Raw genomic sequence first — 20,241 nt, 5'->3', positions numbered from 1 at the left:
ATATACACGTGGCCGCTGAGGCGTGTGATGGGCCGCGCGGGGAGTACCGTCGTGGGCGGCCTGTTCGAGGGAGGGGAACCTTGCAGGCCGGGGGAGAGCTCCGCGGCTGCGCCGCGAGCAGAGGATGCGACGCCGCACGGCGTGGAACCGCGCGCGGTGCGCGTCGTCGGGTTCCGCAATCCTGCGGTGCCCGCGTAGTACGTCGGGCCCCGCCGTGTCTCATCTTCGACCGTGCCACGTCGCGTGTGCGCGGCTGTCACCGGAGGAACACATGCTGACCCATTCGCCACCCGTCCGACTCCGCTCGGGACGGAGGAGCCGCGTCGCCCGCCGCGTCGCCGCCGTCGCCGTGATCGTCGGCGGACTCGCCGGGGCCCTGCTCGCCCCTTTCGCCGCGACCGCGGCACCGCCCTACACGACCAGCGCGACGGTGTCGTCGCTCGCCTTCACGGAGCAGGCCGTCGCGAGCGGTACGAAGGCCGAACTCACCGGCACCTGGTCCCTGCCGGACAACCCCGTGGCGCCCGCCGGGTTCGTCGTCGAACTCCCCGAGGGTCTGCGCGGGCTGCCGGACACCTTCCCGCTGCTCGACGCCGAGGGCGAGGAGGCGGGGCGCTGTGTGACGACCGCCACCCAGCTCGTCTGCGACATCGACACCGCCTACGTGCAGGGGCACCCCGTCGGTCTCTCCGGGGGCTTCTCGTTCTGGGCGACCGTGACCACCGAGGTGACGGAGACCACCACGGTCACCTACGACTTCGGCGACGTCACGGCCTCGGTCGACGTGAAGCCGGACCCCTTCCTCTGCACGACCGACTGCGACTTCCGCGGACGGACCGACTTCAAGAGCGGGGAGTACCAGAACGGCTCCGACACCATCGCGTGGGACGTCGCCGTCGGCGCCGGGGCGAAGGGCATGGCGGCGGGTCAGGAGGTGGTCGTCACCGACGTCATCGGTCCCGATCAGGAGCTCCTGCGCGAATCCGCCTCCGGCGCGCGCTACCCGTCGCTCTGGGTGGCCACCGGTCTGCAGACGCTCGCCAGCGGGCTGGTCGTCCCGGGGCCGATCACGGAGGTCCCCGCGGCCGACTACACCGTCTCCGCGGACGGCGCCACGGTCACCTTCACCGCCCGGGAGGGGGCCTTCTACAACGTGCACTACCTCTCGCGGGTGACGGACGACGGGGCGGCCGGCACCTACCGCAACGCCGCCGAGATCCGCGTCGGCACGGAGACCTCGTCGACGGTCACGTCGACGGTCACCCGGTACGGCGGTTCGGGGACGGGGAACGGCACGCGCGTCGGCAGCTTCTCGGCGCTGAAGACCCTCATCGGCCCGGAGGCCGCGATCGGACGGGTGCCTGCGACGACCCGCTACGTGCTGGAGTACACGTACCCGGCCGGCCCGGGCTTCCCGGCGGGCTCGGGAGTGCTCACGCTGGAGGCGGGATCTCCGGTCTCGAGCCCGAAGCTGCCGGTCGGCGCGGAGGTCACCGCCCGGGAACGCGCGCCGGAGCCCGTGGCCGGGACCACCTGGGGCACGCCCGTGATCAGCCCGGAGCGGTTCACGGTGAGCGACGAGACCGTCGTCGTGAGCGTGCAGAACCCGGTGTCCGTCGTGCCCCCGCCGGTGCCGTCCACGCCGCCGACGCCGGGGGTGCCGTCCACGCCGCCGACGCCGGGCACACCCGTGACGCCGTCGACGCCGGGAACTCCGGGACATTCGCTCGCCTCGACCGGCGGGGAGATCGCGACCGCAGGAGCACTCGCCGGGGTGCTGCTGCTGGGGATGGGAGGTGTGCTGGCGGCCGCGCGACGCGCTCGCCGGGAGAACCGCTGATCGCACGCGCCGGGCGGGGTGCTGCCGACGTCTGTCGGCCGCGCCCCGCGTCGGCGTGACAACGCACGGGCGAGGTCCGTCACCTCGCCGACAGATGCCCTGGGGGAAGGGAACACCATGAGCGACGAACGCAGAGACGACGAGAGGGAGAGGGACGCCGACCTGCTGGGCCGCGTCCGGGGAGGCGACGATCAGGCCTATGCGGAGCTCTGGGAGCGATACGCCCCCGCCGCCGCGGCCGTGGCCCGCAGCTACTGGTGGTCGGCCGATGCGGACGATCTCGTCGCGGAGTCCTTCACCCGCATCTATCAGGCGATCCAGGCCGGGAAGGGGCCGACGGCCGCGTTCAAGCCGTACCTGTTCGCCACGATGCGCAACCTCGCCATCAGCTGGGGCCGCGCCCGTCGCGAGGTGCCCATCGAGTACATCGAGGCGGTGGAGGACCCGAACAGCACGGATGCCGCGGCGGATGCCGATTTCGACGCGTCCCTCGTCTCCCAGGCCATCCTGGCCCTGCCGGAGCGCTGGCAGGACGTGCTGTGGTTCGGCGAGGTCGAGCACCTCTCCATGCACGAGATCGGCAAGCGCCTCGACATCAGCGAGCGCGCGGCCGCAGTCCTCGCGTTCCGCGCCAGAGAGGGGCTCCGGCAGGCCTGGATCACGGCGCATGTCGCCGCCCGTCCGCCGGCGTCGCGGGAGTGCCAGTGGACGATGGGGAAGCTGGGGGCGCATGCCCGTCAGCGGCTCACGCCGCGGGACACCGCCCGCGTGCACGCCCACCTCGACGAGTGCGCTGACTGCCGCGCGAAGGCCGAGGAGGCGCGGCATGCCAGTTCGCGCATGCTGTCGGTCCTGTTCCCCGCGGGTATCGCCGTGGGGGCGGGCGCGCAGATCTGGCAGTCGCTGACCTCGGCGGGACTCTCCGCCAGCGCCGCGCCGCTGCCCCCGGCGATCGCCGCTCCGGTCGCGGGGATCGCCGCAGCGAAGGCCACCGTCGCCATCGTGACCGCGGTCGCCGCGACCACCCTCGCCGCGACCGTCGCCGCCACGGTGGTGGGGGGCACCGCGGTGGTCGCCGCCCCGGCCGCCAGCCAGATCGTGACGTGGACCGTGCCGACCCCGACGGCATCGCCCTCGGCGGCCCCCGCCCCGGAGGCGACCCCCGTCGAGACCGCGCCGCCTCCAGCCGAATCCGAACCGCCGGCGCCGGCGGCGCCCCCGGCGGAACCGGCACCGGACCCGGCCCCCGAGGCGACCGTGCCGAGCCCGCCGGTCCTCATCGCCGTGCCCGGCCAGGTCGCGCGCACGGAACTGCTCTCGGTCACCGTGGCGTGCGAGGTGGGTGCCGACCTGACCGTGTCCGCGTACGGCGCGACCCTGGCGGCCGGGACGTGCGCGGCGGACGAGCGGTGGCACGCGAGCTTCCAGGTCGACGCGTACCCGGTCCCCGCGGGGACCGCGGTGACCCTGAGCTTCGCGCAGTCCAACGTCGCCGGGATCTCCGGGGCGGCGACGGCCGAGGTGATCATCGTGGATTGATTTCGTGACCGCGCGTAATCACCCCTGCGCATCGCTGTCCTGTAGGAGTCCGCCCTCTCCGGAAACCGGCGGATGAAGAGATCGAGATTGGAACCACATCGCCATGAGGAAACGATCGGGCGCCTTCGTGCTCGGATTGCTGCTCGCCCTCGGGGCCGTCGCCGCCGCCGCTCCCGCCACCGCCGCCACGGGGGCGGCGACCATCGTCGACGCGAACACCGGCAGGTTCACCCTGCCGGACGGCACGATCGCCACCGCCACGCTGTCGGGAGGCTCCCGCATCTTCGGCGGCGAGGGGAAGACGCTGAGCTCATGGAGCGGCACCGACGCGATGTACGCCCCCGGCGTCTCGGCGAAGGACCTCGCGACGCTCGACGTGCACTCGAAGGCGAACTGCGCCACGGCGTCGCGGTGCGGCGAGGGACAGCTCACGATCTCGTTCGACCGCCCCGTCGACGATCCCGCCATCCACATCGCCGAGTTCGGCGCCGGGACCGGCGGTACCGGGCTCGGCGGGATCTCCATCGCGGACGGCATGCGCTTCGCCTCCGCCGACGGCGGCGCCACCCGCGCGGTCGTCTCCGACGGCGCGACCTTCGTGGAGGGCGGCGACGGGTACGTCCGCGGCGACCTCCGCATCTCCTGCACCGCGGCCTCGCGCCCCGGCGGCTGCGGGAGCTTCACCGTCCCTGGCAGCAAGATCACGCGCATCGTCTTCGACGTCGCCCGCTTCGCCCTCGGTGGCGCGCAGACGGCGGCGATCGACGGCTACGCCCTCGGGATCACGGCGACCGCCACACCGGACCCGAAGCTCGCCGGTCTCTCGATCGCGAAGGTCGTCGACAAGGCGGCAGCCGCGCCCGGCGACGCCCTCGACTACACCATCACCGTCCGGAACACCGGCGAGGCGGACGCCCGGCAGGTGCCCGTGACCGACGCCCTGCCCGCCGGGCTGCGTGACGTGACGGCCGATCAGGGCGGCGTCGTCGCGGGCGGCACGGTCACGTGGACGATCGACGACCTCCCCGCCGGCGGCACGAGCACCCTGCACGTCCTCGGGACGGTCGATCGCGCGGGTGCGGGCAGCACGCTCGTCAATCGCGCCACGGTGCAGAATCCCGCCGGCGTCCCCGCCGAGACGCCCGCACCCACGTCCGCGACGCCGTGTGCGGACGACGCGGGTGCCGCGTGCGCCGCCACGACGGTCGCCGCCCTGCCGGCGTTGTCGCTCGCGAAGACGGTCGACAAGCAGGTCGCCGGTCACGACGAGGTGCTGTCGTACACCCTCGTCGTCGCCAACGCCGGCACGGGTCCGGCGACCGACGTCCCGGTGACCGACCTCCTGCCGCCGGCCCTGACCGCGGTCTCCGCCGATCAGGGCGGTGTGGTCGCCGACGGCGCCGTGCGCTGGACGCTCCCCGAGGTGCCCGCCGGGGGTGAGGTCGCGCTGCACGTGACCGGAACCACACCGGGAGGGCTGGACGAGGCGCAGCTCCTCAACCGCGCCACCGTGCAGAACCCTGCGGATGCGCCTGCCGGAACCCCGGCGCCGACGGTGACCACCCCGTGTCCTGACGACCCGCAGCAGGCGTGCGCCCTCACCGCGGTGGCCGCGCTCGCCTCGCTGGAGATCGACAAGACCGTGGCCCAGTCCACGGCGGTCGCCGGCTCCATCCTGGACTACACGATCACCGTGTCGAACGTCGGACCCGGCACCGCGACGCAGATCCCGGTCGTCGACGATCTCCCGGACGGCGCGCGGTTCATCGCCGCGTCGACGGGCGGGGTCGCCGTGCAGGACCGCGTGGGCTGGGTGGTGCCGGAGCTCGGCCCCGGGGAATCGGCGACGATGACCCTCCGTGCGCAGCTGCCGCGCGACGCGGACGGCACCGTCGTCAATCGCGCCACCGTCGCCTACGACGAGTCCATGATCGCCGGTCTCCGCGCGGCCGCGGTCCAGGCCGGGATCGCCGTCCCGGATGACCTCTCCGGCCTTCCCGCGCTGCCTCCGCTGACGGCGACGCACGCCTGCGCGGACGACGGGCAGTGGTCGTGCGCGGCGACCGTCGTCCGTGCTCCGGCCGCCGCGGGTCTCGCTCAGACCGGCGGCACGCCGCTCTCCCTCCTCCCCGCGATCGCGCTGCTGGCGGGTGGGGCTCTGCTCCTCGTCGTCGCCGCGCGCCGCGCGACCCACCGATAACAACTGATCGCGTCAGCCACGGGGGACCTCCCTCCGGGGGCTGATCGAGGTACCCAGAAGTGCACTCCACACCGTCCACTCCGTCTGTTCCGCTGCCGAAAGGCTCCGTCATGATCGTCTTCGGGACCCGTCCCGAGATCATCAAGCTCGCCCCCCTCGTCCGCGAACTGGGCGACGCCGCGTTCGTCGTCCACACCGGTCAGCACTACGACCCGGGGATGTCGCGGGTGTTCCTGCGGTCCTGCGGGATCGAGCGCGTCGACCTCCAGCTGCACGTCGGAGGCCTCCCGCGAGCCGCCCAGATCGGGCGCGCCGCCGAGCAGATCGCCGAGGCCATCACCCGCTTCGAGCCGCGGTACGTCGTGGTCCAGGGAGACACGAACGCGACGTTCGCGGCCGCCCTCGCCGCGAACGCCGCGGGGGTGCGCCTCGGGCACGTCGAGGCGGGGCTGCGGGCGAACGACCGCCGGATGCCCGAGGAGCACAACAGGGTGATGGTCGACCACATCGCCGACGACCTGTTCGCGGCGACCGAGGCGAACCGCGCCAACCTCCTCGCCGAGGGCATCGACGACGAGCGCATCCTCGTCACCGGCAACCCGGTGGTGGAGGCGGTGCGTGCGCAGCGCGCGGGGGCCGACGGCGATGCCGAGGTGCTCGCCGAGCTCGGGCTCGCCCCCGCCGGCTACGTGCTCGCCACGCTGCACCGCCAGGAGAACGTCGACACCCCGGAGAACCTCCTGGCCACCCTCCGCGCGTTCAACGCCATCGCGGCATCGGGGTGGCCCGTCGTGTTCCCGGTGCACCCCCGCACGAGGGCGATGCTCACCGCGCTGGACGCCACGCATCTCCTGGACGCGCTGATCGCCGAGGAGCCGCTCCCCTACGAGCGGTTCCTCGCGCTCGCCGCGCACGCGGCGCTCCTCGTCTCCGACTCCGGCGGCATCCAGGAGGAGGCCACCGTGATCGGCCGCCCCGTCCTCGTCGTGCGGGATTCGACGGAGCGGCCCGAGGCCCTGGGGTCCTTCACCGAGCTCGTCACCCCGCAGGAGCTCGCTCCCGCCGCGTCCGCCCTGCTCGGCGCGATCGAGCCCACCCTCGCCCGGTTGTCCGCTCTGCCGTCACCTTTCGGGGACGGTCACGCCACCGCGCGGATCGCGGCGCACATCCGCGCCACCGTCTCGTCGCGTCCCGAGGAGTCCTGATGTACAGCAACGCCCTGACCACTCCGCTCGCCACGGTCGGCATGCTTGCCGTCACCGGACCGGAGTCGATGACCACCTGGGTGATGGCGGCGGGTATCGCCGTGACCGTGGGCGCAGGCCTCCTCCTGCGCACCCGGCTGCTGCGCCGATCGGCGCCGCTCCGTCGTCCGATCCGTCGGAGCGCGGCCCCGGAAGAGGACCCCGTGCGGGGGAGGACGCCCTGATGCTCCCGGTCCTGAACGCGTTCACGGTGCTGCTGGGGGTCGCCTTCGTCACGTACGTCCTCTTCATCCTCATCCCCTACCTCCGCTATCCGCACACCGTCCCCGGCGACCCCGCGCACTTCGAGTGGCACTTCTTCATCCCGTGCCGCGACGAGGAGGCCGTGATCGACATCACCGTCTCCCGGGCGCGACGGGATTTCCCCGGCGCCCACGTCTGGGTGATCGACGACGACAGCGAGGACGCCACGGCGGCGATCGTCACCCGATGGGCCGACGCCGACGAGCACGTGCACCTCATCCAGCGGCGCCGGCCCCAGGCGCGGACGGGCAAGGGCGACGCGCTCAACGCCGCCTACCATCAACTGCTCGAATGGCTCCCCGCCGATGCCGACCACGACCGGATCGTCATCGTCGTCATCGACGCGGACGGCGAGATGGAGCCCAACGCGTTGGAGATCTGCGCGGCCGACGACATCTTCGGCGATGAGAGCGTGGGGGCGGCGCAGATCGCGGTCTGGATGAAGAACCGGGACGACCCGAAGCCCTACCCGCACGGTGGCCGGTTCGCCAACATGTTCGCCCGGTTCCTGCTGCGGATGCAGGATCTCGAGTTCCGCACCACGATCGCCGGGATGCAGTCGCTTCGGGCCAAGACGGGGACGGTGGGGCTGGGCGGCAACGGACAGTTCACGCGGCTCTCCGTCCTCGACGCGATCGGCGACACGTTCGGCGAACCGTGGCACGGCGCCCTGCTCGAGGACTACGAGCTGGGCGTCCACGTCGTCCTCGCCGGGTACCAGGTCCGGCACGTCTACGACACGCATGTGAACCAGGAGGCACTGCCCTCGATCCGTCGTCTGCTCACGCAGCGCACCCGGTGGGCGCAGGGGAACATCCAGTGCGTCAAGTACATCCGCGAGGTGGTGAAGTCGCCGTACGTCGACAACGCCGGCGTCATCGAGACCATGTACTACCTCGTGCTGCCGTTCCTCCAGATGCTCGGCGGTCTGTCCTTCCTCATCCTCTTCAGCGCGCAGATCGGCTGGTGGGTGCGGGAGCCCGAGCTCTTCCAGGTCGCCCTCGGCGACATCGTCGGCGTCCTCGGACTGCTGTTCGCGTTCTCCGTCGCGCCGTTCGCGGTCTGGGGGTTCGTGTACAAGATCCGCTGCGAACCCCAGGCGAGCTGGCTGTCGGCACTGGGGTGGGGTCTCGGCGTGTGGCTCTACGTCTACTACATGTACATCTGCATCGCGCGGGCGTTCCTGCGCATCGTCCGGGGCAAGAACGGCTGGGCCAAGACGCGCCGCAACGCGGAGGCCCACGTCGTCGTCAACGGATCCGTCGCCGTGGAGGTCTGATGAGCACCGTCACCGAAACCCTGCCCGCCCTCCGCGCCCGCCGACTGGATCGGATATCGCTACCGAACCGCGCCGCGCGCGTGGTCGTGGCGCTGCTGATGCTCGCCGCGGGCGGAGCGCTCCTGGCGGTCAACGCCTCCTTCCGCGCGGTCGAGGCGGTGGTCGCGACATGGCTGCTCTCGCCGTTCGTCGAGGGCCAGCGCGCAGCGATCGGCGAGCACTACCTCGTGTGGACCCCGACCGGAGACCTGATCGCCCTGCAGATCACGGTCGAGTGCACGGCGCTCCTGATCGGCCTCCCCCTCACCGTGGTCGCCGCGGTGATCCTCGCCTTCACCCGCGTGCGGTGGAGCCGGCTCTTCGGTGGGCTCGCGGCGATGTGGGGCATCGTCTTCGCGGTCAACCTGGTGCGGCTCGTGCTGATCGGCTGGGCCACGCAGACCTGGGGTCTCGATCCGGGGTACAAGGTGAGCCATGTCTTCGTGGGGTCGCTCGTCGGCGTGCTCGGCTACGTCGTCGGACTCGTCGTCATGCTCCTGATCATCGGCGTCCGTGCCCCGCAGCGCCGGTATACCCGTCGTCCGCGGGCGTAATCGACCATCGCCCCCTCTGTCTCATTCGCGGCGAAGCACTCTGCTCGTCGTGTCCACATCAAGAAAGAGGCTTCATCATGAAGAGCATCCTCAAGACCGCGTGCAGCGCCGGTGTCGGCCTGCTGATCGTCGGGGGCTCGCTCCTCGGCGCCCAGGGGGCCATGGCCGCCGACGAGCCGGACTCCCCGAGCACCACGTCGAGCGGCGGGGTCTCCTCGGTCCGCAGCACGGAAGACGTCGACGGTCAGGCCTCGACGCGGGGCTACCTGGGCCGAGCCACGCAGACGGCTGCGACGGGCGTGACGCCGGGATCGGAGATCAAGGAGGGCGCCATCGTGCAGCTCGTCAACGACGAGCAGATCGACGGCGTCTACAAGGTGATCCTGCCCGTGCCCGCGCACACGACCTTCGCGTCGGCGACCAGCGGCGGTCAGCTCGTCGGCGGGAACGTCGTCTGGACCTTCAACGTCACGCACGACGGCGGCACCAGCATCGTGACCCCGATGGCGACGTTCACCGTCGACGCCGACTACTGGGGTCCGCAGATCACCAACAGCGCCAAGGTGCTCTACACCGGGGGCGTCTTCACCGACGACCACCGCTTCACCTACAACTACGGCCACACCTTCGCCGAGCGTCCCCCGGTGCCGGTGGCGGATCCGGCCGTCGGGCTGGCCGGCGCCGGTGTGATCGCCGTCGGAGCCGCGGGCGCTTTCGCGCTGCGCCGTCGTCCCTCGGCGACCCGGTGACGGGCGCCGGACAGAGACGGAGGACGAGAGACCTGTGAAGAAGACATCCTTCCTTCGGGGTGCGCTGACCGTGGGGGTGCTCACCGCTCTGGCGGCGGGCGCCCTCGCGGGTGCCCCCGCCGCCTCGGCGGCCGACGTCAACGGCTGGAGCGGATCGGGAGACACCCGCACCGCGTCGGCCGCCGGCGCGACGGCCCGCATCACCACCACCGACAAGGTGCAGATCAAGAGCTCCGGCGATGTCGTCAACCTCGCCACCGTCCGCGACGGCGGGGAACTGGGCCTGAACGTCATCGGCCTCAACGAGGGGTACCCCTGCAAGAACGGCATCGAGTGCGTTCGCGGGAACGTCGTGATCGACTTCGGCCAGCAGGTGACGAACCCGAAGATCACCCTCGGCAACCTCGGCGGTGACGTCTACTCCATCGGCGGCGTCGTGCAGTCCTCGGCGAAGTACACGCTGAAGACCTCCGGGGTGAGCCTGAGCACCGTGAGCGGGAACCTCGATGTGACGTCGAACACGATCACCTCGACCTCCTTCGCCGCCAAGACCGGAACGGTGCAGGTCAACGGCACCGTCTCGAAGGTCGAGTTCCAGCTCAGCATGCGCTCGAAGGGCGCGTTCCTCGGGCTCGTGCCGACCTGGACGAAGGTGCCGAGCGACCTGCACAGCATCGACATCGACGTGGACAAGCCCACGGCGCCCGCGCTCACGGTGGACAAGAACGACCACCGCGACACCGCTGTGATCGGCGACCAGCTCTCGTACGACATCGTCGTGCGCAACACCGGTACCGGTGCGGCGAGCAACGTCGTCGTCAGCGACGACCTGCCGGCTGGGCTCACCGGGATCACCGCGGCGTACACCGCCGGCACGACCGGGACGGTCTCGATCACCGGGCAGCGCGTCCAGGGGACCATCCCGTCGCTCGCTCCCGGGGCATCCTCGACGATCACCGTGAAGGCCACGGTCGGCGATGCGACGCCGATCGGGAACCTGCGCAACAACGCGTGCGCCGTGGGAACCTCCACGAACCAGGCGTGCGACTGGGATGACACCACCATCACCAAGAAGACGACGCCGGTGCTGACCATCAGCAAGAACGACGGCCAGGGTGATGTGAAGCTCGGCCAGGACCTCACGTACGACATCGTCGTGCGGAACACCGGAGACGGCGCAGCCACGAACGTCGTGGTCAGCGACCCGCTCCCGGCCGGTCTCGACTTCGTCTCGGGCAGCGGCCCGTCGGGAGTGACGGTGAGTGCCTCCGGGCGCACCGTGACCGCCAACCTCGGCACGCTGGCACCCGGGCAGTCGGTCACGCTGAAGGTGAACGCCAAGGTCAACCAGTCGGCTCCTCCCGGGGCGCTGACCAACCAGGCCTGCGCGGTCGCCGGGAACGCGGCGAACGTCTGCGCGACCGACACCGACACCGTCAAGCGCGAGTTCTTCCAGTACACGTTCAACTCGAACCCGACCGACCCGACGCCGGGTCAGGCCGTGACGTACCGGATGGAGTTCGGCAACAACGGCAACGTCGACTCGGCGAACGCGGAGATCGCGTACACGCTGGCCGGCATCCTCGACGACTCCAGCTGGAACGCGTCGAGCGTGACCGCCAACCGCGGCACCGTCACCGTGAGCGGCGACAGCATCGACTGGAAGGGACCCCTCGCCTCGGGTGAGACGGTCGTGATCACCTTCACCGGTGTCTGGAACGGGAACGGCGACGGCTTCGCCTTCCCCGACGTCACCTACTACGGCAGCGCGCGCTAGCCGGAACTCAGGCGGACGCGCGGGTGCAGGCCCCTCTTCTGGAGGTGGCCTGTGCTCGCGCGTTCGCCTGTTCTCGCGCGTGGGCGGGTCAGTCGCGGTCCGCGCGACTGATGAGGTCCATCAGCTCGTCGAGCGTGTCGACGTCGATGACCTCGGTGCCGTCGGGCTCGCGCACCTCGATGCCGTCGACCTCCAGCTCCTCATCGAGCTGCACCAGGATGCGCGACTCCGGGAACTGCTTGGGGGCGACGAACGCGAGCAGCACGGCATCCGCGAACACGACGACCGACGTGGCCTCGAGGTCGTCCCGCAGGTCGATCTGCTCGACGACGGGCTCGTCCTCCACCGCATCCTCGATGTCGAGCGCGACCTCCTCGACGATCGCCCGCCAGCGCTTCTCGCTCATCGAGAGCACGCGCGCGATGGCTGCGACGAGCTCGTCCGGATCCAGGTCCTCCGCGCTCTCGTCGCCCTCCAGCTCGGGGTCGACGTTGACGTTGACGACGGTGCCGGCCGCATCCAGACTCGCCCGCCCGTAGACGAGACCGTTCTCGGAGACGGGGTCTTCGAGCAGACCGCTCTCGACGATGCGGGACAGGAGGATATCGAGCGCCATGCTTCCAGTCTCGCGCATCTCGCCCGCCGTGGCCCCTGGTTCTTCCGCGACCCGGATCACGGACGCGCGTAACCGATCGCCCGCGCCCGCCTCTTGTTCACTGGACCATCCCGACTCGACGGCCCCCGGCCGCGTTCGAAAGGCAGGCTGCTGTGATCCGTCGTCCCCTCTCCCGCGGCATCGGCGTCGCGCTCGCCGTCGGCGCCGCTCTCGCCCTGGCGATCCCGTCCTCCCCGCTTCCGGCGGCCGCCGAGGTCGCCCCTGACGCGCCCGCTCTGAACTGGGTGGTGAACACCGCCCCCGGTGCGCCGAGCGAGGAGACGCTGCGTGCCGCCGTCGCCGATGCGGGGGGCACGTTCCTGATCTCGTACCCGGAGATCGGCGTCACCGTCGTCCGAGCGCCCGAGGGGGAGTTCGCGGCGCAGCTCCGCGCCCAGCCGTGGGTGCAGTCCGTCGGCCCCACCCGCACGTCGACCGCGCCGGATCGCCTTCCCGAGCCCGCCGAGTCCGCGGCGGGGGTGACGGAGGAGCCCGAGGCGATGCCGGCCGAGGGCACCGCGTGGGACACGGTCGCCGTCGGCGCGACGACCCCGGGTGGCGCGCGCGTGGTCGTCGGGGTCGCGGACAACGGCGTCGACGCGGGACACCCCGACCTCGCCGACCGCATCGACCCCGCGCTCTCCGTCGGCTGCGGCATCAACGGCGTCCCGGACACCCGCCCCGTCGCGTGGCAGCCGGCCGCCGGGCTCGTCGGCGCCCACGGGACCCATGTGGCGGGGAGCATCGCGGGCGCGGCCGACGGCTCCGGGATCAGAGGCATCGCCCCGGACGCGCGGGTCGCCGCCATCAAGGTCGACAACCAGACGGGCCACATCTACCCGGAGGCCAGCATCTGCGCGACGATGTGGGCGGTCCGGCACGACATCCCCGTCGTGAACCACAGCTACTACGTCGACCCCTGGTACGTCTGGTGCGCCGATGAGGAGACGCAGTCCGCCGCGCTCGAAGCCCTGCGCCGCACCTACGCCTACGCGCACGCGCAGGGCGTCGTCAACGTCGCCGCCGTGGGGAACGAGAGCCAGGATCTCGCCACCATGACCACCGACGTCCTCAGCCCGGACGACGGTTCACCGGAGCCGCGCCCGGTCGACTCCTCCTGCCTGAAGGCCCCGGCCGGGCTGCCGGACGTGATCTCCGTCGCCGCCGCCGATCAGGACGAGACCAGCGGCGCCGTCGTCAGGGCCGGGTTCTCGAACTACGGCGCGGGCAAGGTGACCGTCACCGCCCCCGGAGTCGTCTGGTCCGCGGTGACCCGTCAGGACGACGGCTCGATCTACGCCCTGTTCCCCGGTACGTCGATGGCCTCGCCGCACGTCGCCGGGCTCGCCGCCCGACTGCTCGCGGCGGGTCCGGCACTCACCCCGGACGAGATCACGCGACGCATCACGGCCACGGCCGACGGGGTCGCCGACGAAGGACCGGACCGGGTGGGTGCCGGACTCATGGACGCCGACGTCGGCACCTCGGTCCCGGCCGTCGGGGTCTACTCCCGCATCGCCCTCACCGGACAGTCGTTCCGGGTGACCGGCAGCGGCCATCCGCCGCGGAGCACCGTGGAGCTCCGCGTGGGCACCGCCACCATGCCGGTGCAGACCGATGCGCAGGGACGGTTCGCGACCGTGTTCCCCCTCCCCGCGGATGCTCCGGCCGGGCCGAGCACCCTGATCGCCGGCGAGGCCAGGGCTCCCCTCGTCATCCGTGCCTCTCCGCCGACGCCGACCATCCTCACTCCGAAGGCCGGGTCCACCGTCGCCGCGACCACCACCACGATCTCGGGCACCGGCGTCCCGGGCTCCCGGGTCCGGGTACACGTCCGCGACGGGGAGCTCACCCCGTTCCTGCGGTTCGTGACCGTGCGCGACGACGGCACCTGGACCGTGGGGGCACCGCTGACCCAGGGGACGTACGACGTGGTGGCCCGGACGATCGTGGGTGGCGACACCTCGGCCACCACCGCACCGGTTCCGTTCACGGTGCACACGAAGTCGGCGATCGGCTACTCGGTCGAGCTCTCCCCGCAGCCGGGGGCGGCGCACGACACGATCATCCTCCTCGACCTCGCCAACGCCGGGGCGGCGGGCGGACGGGCGGTCGTGGACGTCGATCTGACGGCGTTCGCGGATGCCGAGATCCCGGTGCCGACGGTGGGCGAGGTCGAGCGGACGGCCCGCGGGCTGCGATGGACCCTCACGCTGGATTCGGCGCAGAAGGCCCAGCTGCAGATCCCCGCGACCTCCGGCGACGAGCCCGCCTTCCCGGTGATCGCTGTTCGCTGAGACAGGCCGCCACGCCGGTTCAGGCGCTTTCTGGAAGCGATGGCCTGAACCGGCGTGACGGCCTGCGTGTCAGAGCCACCTCTTGTACTTGAACACCCCATACAGCCCGACCGCGAACGCGGCCATCGCCCCGATCGCCATCGGATACCCGAACGCCCAGTGCAGCTCGGGCATCACGTCGAAGTTCATGCCGTAGACCGTGCCGACGAGCGTGGGTGCGAAGATGATGGCCGCCCACGAGGAGATCTTCTTGATCTCGTCGTTCTGGGCCAGACCCGCCTCCGAGTGCCGCCGGGCGACCAGCGCCGACTGCACCGTCAGGGCGTTCTCCAGGATCGCGCGGAACGAGTCGACCCGCTCGTTCACGCGGATCGTGTGGTCGAGCACATCGCGGAGGGAGCGCTGCAGCTCCTCGTCGATGCGGTACTTCTCCGATCCGCGACGCAGCCATTCCAGCATGCCGCTCAGGGGGTGCACCGCGCGCTGGAAGTTGATGACCTCCCGGGAGAGCTCGTAGATGCGGCGGGAGAGGGCGTCGTCGTCGCTGTCGCCGAAGAGCTGGTCCTCGATCTCGTCGATGTCGTTCTCCAGGCCCGCCACGACGGGCTCGTACTCGTCCACGACCTCGTCGAGGATCGCGTAGAAGACCGCCTCCGGTCCCATCGCGAGCAGCTCCGGGTTCGCCTCCATCCGGCGGCGGACCGCGGCGAGGTTCGGCGACTCCGCGTGGCGGATCGTCACCACGAAGTCGGGGCCGATGAACAGGTGCAGCTCACCGAACTCGATCGACTCCTCCTTGTCGCGGTAACGGGCGGGGCGCAGCACGGCGAAGAGGGTGTCGCCGTAGCGTTCCACCTTGGAGCGCTGATGCCCCGAGAGCGCGTCCTCGACGGCGAGTGGATGCAGATCGAACTCGCGGGCGACGGACGCGACCTCCTCCGGACTCGGCCGGTACAGGCCGATCCACGCGATCCCGCCGGCGGCATCCAGCATCCGGTAGGTCTCGTCCAGGTTCTTGGGGGTTTCCACGCGACGTCCGTGGACGTACACGCCGTTGTCGATGAGCGCCATGATGCGGCTCCGTTCTCGCGGGCGCACGGGCGCGAGGGTCCGTGCGGATTCGTCAGGGGGCGGGAGACGCCGCCGATGACTGCGAGGCGAGAGGCACGGACGCGGAGCAGGAGCTCAACGCGTGTGTGCGGGGAAGCGCGACGCAGCGAGGGCGGCGTCGTTACTATCGTCGGACATCGCCATCACCGCCTTTCCGTGCTTCTCCGGGGGCCAGCTTACCCCTCCGTTTCGAATCGCCCGAATGGCCCCATTCCGGCCGAAGATGCCGCCAAGTGCGCGATTCGAAGGGTCAGGGGACGATCGCGTCGATGTAGCCGCCGTCGACCCGGACGGCGGCGCCCGTCGTCGCCGAGGCGAGCGGGGACGCGAGGTACGCGACCATGTTCGCGATCTCCTCCGGCTCGATGAGCCGCTGCAGCAGGGACTGGGGGCGGTGCACGCGCATGAACTCGCGCTGGGCCTCCTCCCACGGCAGCTGCGGATCCACGAGCGAGTACACGAAGCCCTCCACGCCGCCGGTGTGGGTCGGGCCCGCGAGCACCGAGTTCACCGTCACACCCGTGCCGGCCGCCTCCTTCGCGAAGCCCCGGGACACGGCGAGCAGCGCGGTCTTCGACATCCCGTAGTGGATCATCTCCGCCGGGATCACGACCGCGGAGTCGCTCGCGATGTCGAGCACCCGACCCCAGCCGCGCTCCTTCATGCGGGGCAGGGTCGCGCGGATGAGCCGGACGGCGGCGAGCACGTTCACGTCGAAGTACCGGCGCCACTCGTCGTCGGAGATGTCGAGCGCGGGGGTCGCCCCGAAGATGCCGAGGTTGTTCACGAGGATGTCGACGTCTCCGGTGGCGGCGAGGACGCGGGCGGCGCCGTCCTTCGTGGTGACGTCTCCCGGCGCGGCGACGAGGCTCCGGTCCGGATTCTCCTCCTGCAGCGCGGCGATGACCGACGATACGGTCTCGGGGTTCCGGCCGTTGACCGCGACCCGCGCTCCCGCGTCGGCCAGAGTCGTGGCGATGGCGAGTCCGATGCCCTGGGTGGAACCCGTGACGAGGGCGGTCTTCCCGGCGAGGTCGATGCGCATGATGTCTCCTCCGTGTCGCTGCGGCGTCGAGTACAACGCCCGCCGCGCCAGATTCATGCCCGCGCGCTCTCTTCGCCGCGGGAGGGGTTGGGAGGCGGGTATGCCTGCGCAGTCTCCGTGCGGGACGGGAATCGCACCCGGGACGGGAGTGGAAGGCGCGGTTTTGATCCCGCACGGCGGGACGCGGCACGTGCGGGACGGGAAACGCGCCTGGGGGGACGGAGGTGGGAGCGTTTTTGATCCCGCGAGGTGGGGGTCCGGCGCGGACGCGGGGGCGAGGGGTGCCCGGGTCAGAGGGGGATGGGGGTGCCGGCGCGGGAGGCGGACTCCTGCGCGGCCTTCACGATCTCGACGGTCCGGATGCCGACACCGGCGTCGGGCTGAGGCTGACGGCCCGCGCGCACGGCCTGCACGAACTCCTCGAGCAGCAGGGCGTCGAGGTCGGCCCCGACCGGGGTCCAGGTCTCGCCGCGGGCATCGTGTCCGGCCACGCCCTTCGCGAAGGGGCTCACGGTCACGGTCCCGCGCTCGGCCACGACCTCGAGGGTGAGGCCGCCCCAGGTCGGCGAGCTCAGCGGCCAGCTCCACGAGCAGTCGATCGTGGCGATCACGCCGCTCGGGTACTGGATCGTCACGAGGCCCCCGGTCTCGACCGCGAGGTCGCGCTCCCCGTGCAGGATGCTGTTCGACACCGCGCGGACGGTCTGCGCCCGCTCACCCAGGAGATCGTCGAGGAGGTCGGCGCAGTGCACGACGTGGTCGACCAGGGCACCGCCGCCGGCGAGCGCGGGATCGGTGAACCAGGCCCGGTCCTGCGGGAGCTTGCCGTTGTTGATGCCGGTGACGCCGAGGATCTTGCCGAGGCGTCCGCTGCGCAGCTCGGCGAGGGCGTCGCGCACCGCGGGGGAGAAGCGCACCGGGTACGCCACCATGAGCATCACGCCCGCCCGGTCGCAGGCGTCGCGCATCGCGATCGCGTCCTCGACCGTCGTCGCCAGCGGCTTCTCGCACAGCACGTGCACGCCGGCCGCGGCGGCCTGCTCGACGAGCGCACGGTGACGGGAGTTCTCGGCGGCCACCACCACCGCGTCCGGACCCCAGGCGAAGGCCTCGTCGTAGGTCTCGACGTACGCGACCCCGAGCTCCGCGGCCAGGGCGGCACCGCGCGGAGCGTCGTCCGGGGCGGAGGCGCCGTCGGGGTCGGCGGCGATCAGCTCGATGCCGGGCATCTGCTGCAGCGCGTGCACGTAGCTGAGGGCGTGCGTGTGCGCGAAGGACAGCACGGCGATCCGCAGCGGGCGGGGAGCGGTCATCGGGTGGCCTCCTCGGCGACGGCGACGGCGGGGGACGAAGCGGGGAGGGCGACCGGGGCTCCGGAGGCGATCGAGGCGTAGGCGGCCTCGGCGACCGCGACCGCCCGGATCCCGTCCTCCGGGGTGACGGCGGCCTCGCGTCCCTCCGCGATGGCGGCCACGAAGTCGGCGATCTCCGCGTAGTACGGGCTCTCCTCCGGTGACATCGGCGGGAGGTAGTCGGTCGCGCCCTCGACGAGCACGGCGTCGGTGCGCAGCGTGTGGTCCTCGGCGCTGTCGTAGCGCAGGCGCCCCTCGGATCCGGCGACCTCGACGCTCGTGCGGAACGGCATGCCGGGCTGCACCCAGCTCGCGTGCACGTGGCTGATGACCCCGTTGCGGTGGGTGAGCACGACATGCGCCGTGACCGGGGCCGGAACGCGGTCGTCGACCGTCGGCGGGTTCTGCACCGCGTAGACGCTGTCGACCGGCCCGGCGAACCACAGCGCCTGATCGATGTCGTGGATCATGAGGTCGCGGATGACGCCGCCGCCCGCCCGCTCCGAGAAGAACCAGGGGGCCTGGGGCGCGGCGCCCAGACGACGGAAGCGCTGCACGGCGGGGGTGCCGATCTGCCCGGCGTCGATGCCGGCCTTGATCCGGGCGTACTCCCCCATGTAGCGCACGACGTGGGCGGGGAACAGCCGCACTCCCGCGGCCGCTGCGGCGGCGGTCACCTCGGCGGCGGCCTCCGCGGTCGCGGCGAGGGGCTTCTCGCAGATCACGTCGAGCCCGCGGGCGATCGCGCGCAGGGCGAAGTCGGCGTGGGTGCTGCTCGGCGTGACGATGTCGACGACGTCGACCAGCTCCAGGAGCGCATCGACGTCGGCCACGACCTCGAAGCCGTACTCGGCGGCGATCTCCTCCGCGCCCTCCTTCGAGGTGACGAAGCCCTGCACGCCGAGCGCGCGCCAGGCATCGGCGTGCACGCGGGAGATCCCGCCCGCGCCGATGAGTCCGACCTTCAACGTGCTCACTGCTTCTCCTCGGGGTCGTCGCCGGCCGCGGGGTCGTGCGGCAGGGGGGTGATCGGTGGGGCGGGCATGTCCTCGATGCCGTAGATGTCGCCCGGATGCCGCTGGAACGCATGCACGACGGCGCCGTGGGCGGCGGCCTCCGCTCCCAGCCGCGCCTCCGCGACGGGCACCTGGAACGGCAGACCGAGATGGCCGGGCAGGGCGGCGCGCAGGGGGTCGAGCAGCTGCTCGTGCGCGGCCGAGAGTCCGCCGCCGATCACGACCATGGCGGGGTCGACCGTCATGATCAGCGTCGCGATCCCGTGGGCGAGCTCGTCGATGAAGCCGTCGAGCTCCTCCCGGGCGGCCTGCTCTCCGCTGCGCGCCAGGGCGAACACCTCGGCGGCCGTCGGGGCGGTGCGCCACGAGATCTGCCCGGTCTCGGTGTTCAGGCCCCGGAACGCGAGGCGGCCGATGTCTCCCGCCGCGTTGTGGATGCCGCGCCGCGGACGGCCGCCGAGGATGAGGCCCATGGCGATGCGGTTGCCGACCGACAGATAGATCACGTCGTCGACGAGCTGCGCGACGCCGAGGTGATGTTCCGCGACGGCCGCGAGCCGCACACCGTTGTCGACCGCCACGGGGCAGCCGAACGCCTGGCGCAGCTGCGAGCCGATGTCGATGCCGGACCACTCCGGGATGACGACCGAGGTGGTGACCGGCCCGTCGTCGTCGACGATGCCGGGCAGGGAGACGCCGATCGCCCGCAGACCGGTGCGCGGCAGCGAGAGCCGGGCGAGCGTGCGTCGCACGTCGTCGATCACGGCGGCGAGCTTGGCCGGGCCGTCGGGCTGCTCCGCGACGCCGGGGAACGTGCGCTGGGCGATGACCACGCCCGCGAGATCCGCGACGACGACGCGCACGCTCGCGACGCCGATGTCCACGCCCACCACCACGCCGGCGGCGGCGTGGAAGGAGTAGCGGCGGGCCGGGCGCCCCGCGCCGCCGCCGTTCTGCGCCGGGGCGTCGACGAGGAGTCCGGAGTCGGAGAGCACCGCCACGGCGTTCTCGACGGAGGTCCGGGAGACCTCGAGCGACCGGGAGAGGTCGCTGACGGTCGCCGGTCCGGCGTCGCGCAGCCGGAGTGCGGACCGCGCCACGATCGAGAGCGGACTGGTCGCGCCCATCGGGTCCCTCCTTCGTCTCCGCCGTTGGTGCGATCAAATTAGCACACCCGATTCTCAGATCGGGGATTGTTGTTCATGGCCGAGAAACACGGTCGAAACAAGGCTCTGAGAACTTGTGCTTGACGAATTATCCAAAGCCAATGTCATAATGAAC

At 71.7% G+C, this 20,241-nt stretch carries 16 protein-coding genes; 10 read left to right on the top strand and 6 right to left on the bottom strand.

Annotated features, from left to right (window positions below):
- The first annotated feature begins 271 nt into the window (after window positions 1-271).
- The 9 genes from ACIQID_RS09840 to ACIQID_RS09800 all read left to right on the top strand — a co-directional run bounded on the left by ACIQID_RS09840 (window position 272) and on the right by ACIQID_RS09800 (window position 11,485).
- Complete coding sequence (locus tag ACIQID_RS09840) at window positions 272-1,840, top strand: DUF5979 domain-containing protein (protein WP_400284359.1); 1,569 nt, start codon at window positions 272-274, stop codon at window positions 1,838-1,840.
- A 117-nt stretch (window positions 1,841-1,957) separates the two neighbouring features.
- Window positions 1,958-3,379: a sigma-70 family RNA polymerase sigma factor gene (locus ACIQID_RS09835; RefSeq protein WP_400284356.1), complete on the top strand. Its 1,422-nt coding sequence runs from the start codon at window positions 1,958-1,960 to the stop codon at window positions 3,377-3,379.
- A 103-nt stretch (window positions 3,380-3,482) separates the two neighbouring features.
- Entirely contained in the window at window positions 3,483-5,579 is a 2,097-nt protein-coding gene (locus ACIQID_RS09830) for a DUF11 domain-containing protein (protein ID WP_400284353.1), read from the top strand.
- A gap of 110 nt (window positions 5,580-5,689) precedes the next feature.
- On the top strand, window positions 5,690-6,784 hold the full coding sequence (gene wecB, locus ACIQID_RS09825; protein WP_400284350.1) for a non-hydrolyzing UDP-N-acetylglucosamine 2-epimerase: 1,095 nt from the start codon (window positions 5,690-5,692) through the stop codon (window positions 6,782-6,784).
- Window positions 6,784-7,008 carry an LPXTG cell wall anchor domain-containing protein gene (locus ACIQID_RS09820; protein WP_400284347.1) on the top strand — a complete coding sequence of 75 codons (225 nt, stop codon included), beginning with the start codon at window positions 6,784-6,786 and terminating at the stop codon, window positions 7,006-7,008. The genes wecB and ACIQID_RS09820 overlap by 1 nt, the downstream gene beginning before the upstream one ends.
- Window positions 7,008-8,366 (top strand): glycosyltransferase, encoded by a 1,359-nt coding sequence (locus ACIQID_RS09815; RefSeq protein ID WP_400284344.1) that lies wholly within the window; start codon window positions 7,008-7,010, stop codon window positions 8,364-8,366. The genes ACIQID_RS09820 and ACIQID_RS09815 overlap by 1 nt, the downstream gene beginning before the upstream one ends.
- A complete protein-coding gene (locus tag ACIQID_RS09810) occupies window positions 8,366-8,959 on the top strand; it encodes an exosortase/archaeosortase family protein (RefSeq protein ID WP_400284341.1) in 594 nt (197 codons plus the stop codon). The genes ACIQID_RS09815 and ACIQID_RS09810 overlap by 1 nt, the downstream gene beginning before the upstream one ends.
- 77 nt (window positions 8,960-9,036) lie before the next feature.
- Window positions 9,037-9,708 (top strand): hypothetical protein, encoded by a 672-nt coding sequence (locus ACIQID_RS09805; RefSeq protein WP_312674213.1) that lies wholly within the window; start codon window positions 9,037-9,039, stop codon window positions 9,706-9,708.
- 34 nt (window positions 9,709-9,742) lie between these two features.
- Window positions 9,743-11,485, top strand: a complete 1,743-nt coding sequence (locus ACIQID_RS09800) for a DUF11 domain-containing protein (RefSeq protein ID WP_400284338.1) — start codon at window positions 9,743-9,745, stop codon at window positions 11,483-11,485.
- 88 nt (window positions 11,486-11,573) lie between these two features.
- Here ACIQID_RS09800 and ACIQID_RS09795 read toward each other — a convergent pair whose 3' ends face one another.
- A complete protein-coding gene (locus ACIQID_RS09795) occupies window positions 11,574-12,101 on the bottom strand; it encodes a cytochrome C5 (RefSeq protein ID WP_400284335.1) in 528 nt (175 codons plus the stop codon).
- Between the two features lie 152 nt (window positions 12,102-12,253).
- Here ACIQID_RS09795 and ACIQID_RS09790 point away from each other — a divergent pair, with 152 nt between their 5' ends.
- Window positions 12,254-14,437, top strand: coding sequence for a S8 family serine peptidase (locus ACIQID_RS09790; protein ID WP_400284332.1), 2,184 nt, complete (start codon window positions 12,254-12,256; stop codon window positions 14,435-14,437).
- 69 nt (window positions 14,438-14,506) lie between these two features.
- On the opposite strand, the gene corA is transcribed toward ACIQID_RS09790, so the two are convergent.
- From corA to ACIQID_RS09765, 5 genes are all read right to left on the bottom strand, one after another.
- Entirely contained in the window at window positions 14,507-15,508 is a 1,002-nt protein-coding gene (gene corA / locus ACIQID_RS09785) for a magnesium/cobalt transporter CorA (RefSeq protein WP_025104158.1), read from the bottom strand.
- 289 nt (window positions 15,509-15,797) lie between these two features.
- Window positions 15,798-16,592, bottom strand: coding sequence for an SDR family NAD(P)-dependent oxidoreductase (locus ACIQID_RS09780; protein ID WP_400284328.1), 795 nt, complete (start codon window positions 16,590-16,592; stop codon window positions 15,798-15,800).
- Window positions 16,593-16,882: 290 nt separating this feature from the next.
- The gene (locus ACIQID_RS09775) at window positions 16,883-17,905 is read right to left on the bottom strand and encodes a Gfo/Idh/MocA family protein (RefSeq protein ID WP_400284325.1); all 1,023 of its coding nucleotides are present in this window, start codon (window positions 17,903-17,905) and stop codon (window positions 16,883-16,885) included.
- Window positions 17,902-18,921, bottom strand: coding sequence for a Gfo/Idh/MocA family oxidoreductase (locus ACIQID_RS09770; RefSeq protein WP_312674205.1), 1,020 nt, complete (start codon window positions 18,919-18,921; stop codon window positions 17,902-17,904). The genes ACIQID_RS09775 and ACIQID_RS09770 overlap by 4 nt, the downstream gene beginning before the upstream one ends.
- A complete protein-coding gene (locus tag ACIQID_RS09765; protein WP_400284322.1) occupies window positions 18,918-20,087 on the bottom strand; it encodes an ROK family protein in 1,170 nt (389 codons plus the stop codon). The genes ACIQID_RS09770 and ACIQID_RS09765 overlap by 4 nt, the downstream gene beginning before the upstream one ends.
- Window positions 20,088-20,241 lie beyond the last annotated feature (154 nt).

The sequence above is a fragment of the Microbacterium sp. NPDC091676 genome (assembly GCF_044756645.1).
GTDB lineage: Bacteria > Actinomycetota > Actinomycetes > Actinomycetales > Microbacteriaceae > Microbacterium > Microbacterium paraoxydans_D.
The sequence above is the reverse complement of the archived record's forward strand: the minus strand, read 5'-3'. Positions and strand labels throughout refer to the sequence as shown.

What these genes read in the sequence shown, in the direction of transcription:
- ACIQID_RS09840 (WP_400284359.1), top strand. Translation starts at nt 272, where the DNA reads ATGCTGACCCATTCGCCACCCGTCCGACTCCGCTCGGGACGGAGGAGC.
- ACIQID_RS09835 (WP_400284356.1), top strand. Translation starts at nt 1,958, where the DNA reads ATGAGCGACGAACGCAGAGACGACGAGAGGGAGAGGGACGCCGACCTG.
- ACIQID_RS09830 (WP_400284353.1), top strand. Translation starts at nt 3,483, where the DNA reads ATGAGGAAACGATCGGGCGCCTTCGTGCTCGGATTGCTGCTCGCCCTC.
- wecB (WP_400284350.1), top strand. Translation starts at nt 5,690, where the DNA reads ATGATCGTCTTCGGGACCCGTCCCGAGATCATCAAGCTCGCCCCCCTC.
- ACIQID_RS09820 (WP_400284347.1), top strand. Translation starts at nt 6,784, where the DNA reads ATGTACAGCAACGCCCTGACCACTCCGCTCGCCACGGTCGGCATGCTT.
- ACIQID_RS09815 (WP_400284344.1), top strand. Translation starts at nt 7,008, where the DNA reads ATGCTCCCGGTCCTGAACGCGTTCACGGTGCTGCTGGGGGTCGCCTTC.
- ACIQID_RS09810 (WP_400284341.1), top strand. Translation starts at nt 8,366, where the DNA reads ATGAGCACCGTCACCGAAACCCTGCCCGCCCTCCGCGCCCGCCGACTG.
- ACIQID_RS09805 (WP_312674213.1), top strand. Translation starts at nt 9,037, where the DNA reads ATGAAGAGCATCCTCAAGACCGCGTGCAGCGCCGGTGTCGGCCTGCTG.
- ACIQID_RS09795 (WP_400284335.1), bottom strand. Translation starts at nt 12,101, where the DNA reads ATGGCGCTCGATATCCTCCTGTCCCGCATCGTCGAGAGCGGTCTGCTC.
- corA (WP_025104158.1), bottom strand. Translation starts at nt 15,508, where the DNA reads ATGGCGCTCATCGACAACGGCGTGTACGTCCACGGACGTCGCGTGGAA.
- ACIQID_RS09780 (WP_400284328.1), bottom strand. Translation starts at nt 16,592, where the DNA reads ATGCGCATCGACCTCGCCGGGAAGACCGCCCTCGTCACGGGTTCCACC.
- ACIQID_RS09775 (WP_400284325.1), bottom strand. Translation starts at nt 17,905, where the DNA reads ATGACCGCTCCCCGCCCGCTGCGGATCGCCGTGCTGTCCTTCGCGCAC.
- ACIQID_RS09765 (WP_400284322.1), bottom strand. Translation starts at nt 20,087, where the DNA reads ATGGGCGCGACCAGTCCGCTCTCGATCGTGGCGCGGTCCGCACTCCGG.